This is a genomic window from Streptomyces palmae, assembly GCF_004684805.1.
In the GTDB taxonomy this organism is placed as follows: domain Bacteria; phylum Actinomycetota; class Actinomycetes; order Streptomycetales; family Streptomycetaceae; genus Streptomyces; species Streptomyces palmae.
Genome location: NZ_SRID01000335.1, coordinates 1 through 7578, shown reverse-complemented (window position 1 = coordinate 7578; position 7578 = coordinate 1). Strand labels below are relative to the sequence as shown.

The 7578-nt window shown below is 74.7% G+C and carries 1 protein-coding gene; it reads right to left on the bottom strand.

The features are described from left to right. On the bottom strand, positions 1 to 7578 hold a 7578-nt coding region (locus E4099_RS25845), incomplete at both ends, for a non-ribosomal peptide synthetase (protein WP_135341522.1).

Sequence of the window (7578 nt, the reverse complement as noted above, 5' to 3'; positions counted from 1 at the left end):
GTCCGAGGGGACCCCGGGGGTGGGGTGCGCCGCGGTGAACAGCAGCAGGTCGCCGTGGAAGCGTCCGGGGGTGAAGGTCTGGTGGATGCGGACGTTGTTGTTGTAGACGGCGGTGAGGGCGGTGAGGGTGCGTTCGTCCAGGATGTCGGCCGGCAGCAGCCCCTCGGCGGGCGGCCCTTGGGCGGCGCTTCCCTCCGCCGGCTCCGCTTCGGCGGCGTCCCCGTCCTGACCTGCGGCGTCGCGCAGGACGGCGAGCAGGCCCGGTGCGTCCATGGGGGGCATGTCCGGCTGGAACCCGTCCCCGTAGGGGTAGGCGTCGAGTGCGGCCAGGAGGGCCACCTGCTCGCCGTCCTGTTGGAGGCGGACGGCCATCTCGTGGGCCACCACGCCGCCGAAGGACCAGCCGAGCAGGTGGTAGGGGCCGGTCGGCTGGATGGCGCGGACGTGCTCCAGGTAGTCGGCCGCCATCTCCTCCACGGTGTCCGGGAGGTCCTCCGAGCCGTCCAGGCCGCGCGCCTGCAGGCCGTAGAGCGGGCGGTCGGGGTCCAGGTGGGGCAGCATTCCGGCATAGAGCCAGCCGATGCCGCCGGCCGGGTGGACGCAGAACAGCGGGGCTTGTGTCCCGGCGGTACGCAGCGGCAGCAGGACGTCGAGCGCGTGGCGGGGGTCGGAGCTGCCGAGGGTTTCCGCCAGGGCGGCCGGGCTGGGTGCCTGGAACAGGGTGCGCACCTGAAGCTCCACCCCGAGTGCCGCACCGACCTGGGAGGCCAGCCGGGTGGCGAGCAGTGAGTGGCCGCCGAGGTCGAAGAAGCTGTCCTCCGCCCCCACCTCCGGCAGCCCGAGCACCTCGGCGAACAGCCGGCACAGCACCTCTTCGACGGGGGTGCGCGGCTTCCGCGACACCGCGGCGGTGTTGAACTCCGGCGCCGGCAGGGCAGCGCGGTCCAGCTTGCCGTTGGGGGTCACCGGCAGCCGGTGCAGCACCACCACCGCCGCGGGGACCAGATGGCGCGGCAGCCGCTCGGCCGCGAAGGCCCGTACCGCGGTGGGGAGCGCGCCGAGGTCGTGGGAGGCGGCCGGATTGCCGGCCAGTGAGGCCAGGGGCGCGGGCTCGGTGGTGCTCGGGACGAACGCCTCGGTCGGCACCTCGGCTGCGGCCGGGTCGCCGGCGGCGCGGAACAGTGCGTCGAACCGGTCCGGGGCGCCGGCCGACCAGGTGGTGGTGGTCCGGTAGCCGAGCCGCTCCCCGAGCCGGTGGAGTGCCTCGGGGTCGGCACCGTATCGGCGCGCCGCGTTGCGCAGCTCGCCCCAGGCCTCGGCGAGGGGGCGTCCGGATTCCAGTGCCCGCAGCGCCGCCGTCTCGGGTAGCAGGCGCTGGTTGGGGATGCCGTCGACGCGGAGCGCGGCCGGGCGGTCGGCCCGCAGCAGCTCGGCGAGGGCCTGGGGGTCGGCGAGCCGCTCCCCCCAGCTGATCCGCGGGATGTCCCCGGTGCGGACGGGCGGGTGGGAGCCGGTGTCCAGGACGGCGTCGTAGCGGTGGCGGGTGAGTTCGTTGTGGTGGGCGCCGCGCTTGAGTCGGATGTCGACGGTCCGGAGTTCGGGGAGTTCGGTACGGAGCGCAGTGAAGAACTCGGGGTCGACCAGGAGTTCGCGCTCCAGGAGCAGGTCCTGCTCGATCGCCCGGCGCACCATCTCGCCCCTGACCCCGGGTGCCGCCTGGTGGAGCTGGACCGCGGTGTGGAAGCACCGTGCCAGCCGCAGGTTGCGGACGTCCCCGACGAAGACCCTGCCCTGGGGGGCCACCAGGCGGACGGCCAGGCGCAGCACCCGGGCCAGGTAGGCGGCGTGCGGGAAGTACTGCACCACCGAGTTGAGGACCACGGTGTCGAAGAACCCGGTGGGGAGCCCAGCGGGGTCGTCGGCGGCCTGGCAGCGCAGCCGCACCCGTTCGGCCAGGCCCGGATCGGCGGCCACCTGCCCGCGGAGCCTGCCGATCACCTCGGGGGAGAAGTCGGTGCCCCAGTAGACCTCGCAGTCGCGGGCCAGCGGGGCCAGCAGCAGCCCGGTGCCGACGCCGATCTCCAGTACCCGCCGCGGGCGCAGCGCCCGGATACGGGCCACCGTGGCCTCCCGCCACTCGCGCATCTGCTCCAACGGGATCGGCTCGCCGTCGTAGCTGCTGTTCCACCCGGAGAAGTCCTCACCGAGGGCGGCCGGTGCCTCCTGGGCGTAGAGGGTGTCGTAGATCTGCTGCCACTCGCCCACCTGCCGCTGCCCTTCGGGGGCCGGCGCCGCGTCGGCGTCCTGCTCGGCGGGCACCACATAGGCGATCAGGCGCTTGTCGCCGGGGTGGTCCTCGCGTACCACCACCGCTGCCCGGGCCACCCTGGGGTGGTCGGCCACGGCCGCCTCCACCTCGCCCGGCTCGACGCGGAATCCGCGGATCTTCACCTGTGCGTCGGCCCGGCCCACGAATTCCAGCTGCCCGTCCGTCCGGCGCCGCACCACGTCCCCGGTGCGGTGCATCCGGCTGCCGGGCGGGCCGTAGGGGTCGGCCACGAAGCGCTGGGCGGTGAGGCCCGGATGCCCCAGGTAGCCGCGCGCCAGACCGGGCCCGGCCACGTACAGTTCGCCGGCGGTGCCCGGTGGTACGGGTTGCAGGGCGCTGTCGAGCACCTGGACCCGGGCGTCGGCGACCGGCCTGCCCAGGGGAGGCGTCCCGGTGCCGGACAGGGGGTCGCTCAGGGTGGTGCAGACCGTCGCCTCGGTGGGGCCGTAGGCGTTGATCATCCGGCGGTCGGCCGACCAGGCCGCGGCGAGCTCCGCCGGGCACGCCTCGCCGCCGACGAGCAGGGTCGCCCGCGGGGGCAGTCCGTCCGCCGGCATCTCGGCGAGGGCGGTGGGGGGCAGCAGCAGGTGGGTCACCGCGTGGGTGGCGCAGGTGCGGGCGAGCGGTGCGCCGGGCAGGAGGTGCTCGGCCGGGGCGAGCACCAGGGCGGCGCCCGAGCTCAGGGCCATGGACATCTCCCAGGTGGCGCCGTCGAAGCTGGGGGAGGCGAACTGGAGCACCCGGCTGCCCGCTCCCACGCCGAGGTGGGCGTTCCGCGCGAGGAGGCAGGGGATGCCGTCGTGGGTGACCACCACTGCCTTGGGGGTGCCGGTCGAGCCGGAAGTGTAGATGACGTAGGCGGGGTGCTGGGGGGCGAGCGGGCCGGCGCGCTCGTCGTCGGTCAGGGCTCCGTCCGGGGCCGCGGCCAGCTCGGCCGCGATGTCCGGGCCGTCCAGGAGCAGCTGGGGGACGGCGGCCCGCGGCAGTTCGGCGGCGGTCTCGCCGACGGTCAGCAGGAGGGTGGGGCGGGCGTCCCGGAGCATGAACGCCAGGCGTTCGACGGGGTATTCCGGGTCGAGGTTCAGATAGGCGGCCCCGGCCTTGAGGACGGCCAGCATGGCGATGACGAGCCGGGGTGACCGCGGCAGGGCCAGCGCCACCGTGTGTTCGGGTCCCGCGCCGCGGGCGGTCAGCAGCCGGGCCATGCGGTTGGCCGCCGCCTCCAGTTCGCGGTAGGTGAGCGCCTCCCGGCCGTGGATCACCGCGGTGGCCCGCGGGGTGCGGGCGACCTGGCGTTCGAACAGCTGGGGCAGGGTGGCCCGCGGTGCCTCCCGGAGACCGGCGCCCATCCCGGGCATCGGCTTCGGGCGCTCCTCCGCGGAGCGCAGGTCGATACCGCCGACGGGTTGGTCCGGCCGGGTGGCGAAGGCTTCCAGTGCCCGCCGTGCCCGCTCCAGCAGGGCCTGGGCGGTGGACGGGTCGAGGGCGTCGGGTCGGTAGGTCAGCCGCAGTCCCAGGCTCGGTCCGGGCACGGCGGTGAGGCTGACGGGGTAGTGGGTGGCGTCCAGGCCGTGCAGGCCGGTGACGCGCAGACCGGTGTCGGCGGGCTGGAGCGACGCCTCGTCGAAGGGGTAGTTCTCGGTGACGATGATGGTGTCGAAGAGCTGGTCGTACCCGGTCAGCCGATGGATGTCGGGCAGTCCCAGGTGCTGGTGGGCGATCAGGGCGGACTGCTCCTCCTGGACGCGCGTCAGCATCGCCGCCAGGGGCTCGGCCGGGTCGAGGCGCACCCGTACCGGCAGGGTGTTGATCAGCAGCCCGACCATGGTCTCCACCCCGGGCAGTTCGGGGGGCCGCCCGGATGTGGTCCCGCCGAAGACCACGTCCTCGCGGCCGGTCAGCCGGCCGAGCAGGATGGCCCAGGCGCCCTGGAGCACGGTATGGGCGGTCAGGCCGCGGTTGCGGGCGGCGGTGTGCAGGGCGGTGGTCAGCTCCTCGGAGAGGGCGGCGCCGATCCGCCGGGGCGCCTGCTCCCCACCGTCCACATCGGCGTGCGGCGCGATCCGGGTGGGGCCTTCCAGTCCGTCCAGGGCCCGCCGCCAGACGGCCTCCGCCGCCGACCGGTCCTGCCGGGCGCGCCAGGCCAGGAACTCCCGGTAGCTGGGGGCCGGTGGCAGTCCCGCGGTCCGGCCGCCCGCCGCGTAGGCGGCCAGCAGGTCGTGCAGCACCACCGGCAGCGACCAGCCGTCCAGCAGCAGGTGGTGCAGGGTCAGCATCAGGTGGTGCCGGTCGGGAGCCAGCCGCACCAGTGTCATGCGCAGCAGCGGCCCGGTGGTGACATCGAAGCGGACCGCGGAGTCCTCGGCCGTCAGCCGCGCCAGCTCCGCCTCCTGGACGGCCGGGGTGGCGCTCGACAGGTCCTCCTCCTGCCACGGCAGTGCGGCATGGCGGGGAATGAGCTGCACCGGGTGTTCCAGGCCCCGGTGGTGGAAGCGGGCCCGCAGGCTCGCGTGCCGGTCGAGCAGTCCCTGGCCCGCCGCCCGCAGCGCGGTCGTATCCAGTGGCCCGTCCAGTTCCAGTACCAGTTGGACGGTGTACACATCGGCGGCGCGGGTGTCGTAGAGGGCGTGGAAGAGCAGCCCCTGCTGCAAGGGGGTCAGCGGCCAGATCTCCGCCACCCCGGCGGCCTCGGGGTGCGCGGGGAGGCCGCCCGCGGGGGCGGGCTCCCGGGTGCGGTGCCGCGGGTGGTCGGCGGGCTCGGCGCAGCTCGCCTCCAGCCGCTCGATCTGCTCCTGGGTGAGCCGCACCAGCGGCAGGTCGGAGGGCGTCAGCCCGCCGGCGCCCGCCTGGTCGACGCAGGCGGCCATGGCCTCCAGCGCGGTGAACCAGTCCTGCGCCAGTTCGCCGACCTCGTCCTGGCCCAGCAGTTCACCGGCCCAGGACCAGCCGGCCACCAGGTGGGGTCCCTCCGGCCCGTCGTGGGTGAGCGCGTTGAGTTCCAGCAGGTGGACCAGCGGCATGCCCGCTTCCTGGCCCCCGCTCAGCGCCTGCCCGGCAGAGCCGGCCCGGACGGGCACCCATGCGGCGTCGCCACCCGGCGCACTCATGCGGCCCAGGTAGTTGAACCCCACCTGCGGTGTGGGCAGGCCGGCCAGCTCGGGGCCGGTCCGCGGATTGAGGTAGCGCAGCAACCCGTAGCCCAGGCCCTCGCCCGGCACGGCGCGCAGCTGTTCCTTGAGCCGCTTGACGGCCCGGCCCAGCGCCGGGCCGGCCGCCGCCACCTCGTCCCAGGGGAGGTCGCCCGGATCCAGCCGCACCGGGTAGACGCTGGTGAACCAGCCCACCGTACGGGACAGGTCGATCCCCTCGGCGAGCCCCTCGTGGCGGCCGTGGCCCTCCACGTCCACCACCATCGGGCCGCGGGCCGCGCCGCGGCGCCGCCGCCACTCCCCCAGCGCCACCGCGAACGCGGCGATCAGCACATCCTGCACCCCGGCGTGGAAGGCGGCCGGAACACGGGTCAGCAGTGCCGTGGTCGGCCCGGGCGGCAGGGTGAGGGTCAGCCTGCGGGCGCTCTCGACCGTCAGGCGGGTCCCCGCCGCCGGCGCGTCGGCCGGCAGCGGCGCCGCGCCGCGCAGCAGCTCGATCCACCTCGGCAGTTCGGCCGTCCGCCGCGGCCGGCTCGCCTCGGCGGTCAGCACCTGGGCCCAGTGGCCCAGCGAGGTGCCCACCGGTGCCGGCATCGGGGTGCGGCCCGCCGCCACCGCCTCCCAGGCATCCCGCAGGTCGGGCAGGAGGATCCGCCAGGAGACCCCGTCCACCACCAGATGGTGCGCCACCAGCAGCAGCCTGCCGGGGAGGAGGGGCCCGCGGTCGAACCAGACCGCTTGCAGCATCACCCCCGCGCGCGGCGCGAGGCGGCCTTGCGCCGCCGCGGACTGCTCGGCCACCGCGGCGCTCAGCCCGTCCTCGTCCATCTCGGCCGCGTCGATCCGGCGCAGCAGTTCCCCGGCGCGTACCGCTCCAGGAGGTGCCACCCGCAGGGACCAGCGTCCGTCCGGCAGCGTCTCGAGCCGCCCCCGGAGGGCGTCGTGATGGTCGACAAGCGTCTGCAGCGCTGCCGCCAGATGCTCGGCTCCCGCCGCCGGCACCACACCGACCAGCAGCGTCTGGCAGAACCCGTCGATCGGCCCGCCCAGCTCCCGCAGCCACTCCAGGATCGGGGTGGGGGCCACCTCGCCGGTGCCGGCATCCGCCGTCGGCGTCTCTCGTCGACCCTGAAGGCCCTCCTTCGGCCTGACCGCTGCGGCCAGCTCCGCCACGGTCTGGTGGGCGAAGACGTCCCCCGGGGTCAGTACCAGGTCGGCCGCCCGCGCCCGCGCCACCAGTTGGATCGCCAGAATGCTGTCTCCGCCGAGTTCGAAGAAGTTGTCCTCGGCGCCCACCTGCGGCAGGTCGAGGGCCTCCGCGAAGAGATGGCACAAGATCGCCTCGGTGGAGCCGCGCGGCGGGCGGGTGGGGGTCTCGGTGTGGACGGGTGCGGGCAGGGCGCCGCGATCGAGCTTGCCCAAGGGCGTGGTCGGGAAGGCGTCCACAACCACCACCTGGGCGGGAACCATATACGCGGGCAACTGCCGACCGAGATCCGTACGCACCTCGGCGGGATCCAGCACCGTGCCGGAGGTGGGCACCGCATAGGCGATCAGCCGCCTGTCACCGGGCCGGTCCTCACGCACCACCACCGCCGCCTGAGCCACCCCCGCACACCCCGCCAACACCGCCTCGACCTCACCGGGCTCGATACGGAAACCACGGATCTTGATCTGATCGTCCGCACGCCCGACGAACTCCAACTCCCCCTCGGACCGCCACCGCACCATGTCACCCGTGCGATACAGACGACCCCCAGCAGGCCCGAAGGGATCGGCCACGAACCGCTGCGCGGTCAACCCCGGCTGACCCAGATACCCCCGCGCCAACCCGGCACCCGCCACATACAGCTCCCCCACCACACCCACCGGCACCGGCTGCAACCGACCATCCAGCACATACACCCGCACGTTGTCCATCGCACGCCCGATCGGCACACTCCCCCGCACCGCCCCCACCACCCGGAAACAGGTCGCGAACGTCGTCGTCTCCGTCGGCCCGTACACATGTGTGACCACCACCCCGGGGCAGGCCACCCGCGCCCGCTCGAAGGACGCGGCCTTCCCCGCCTCCCCGCCCGACCACACCTCCCGCAGCCC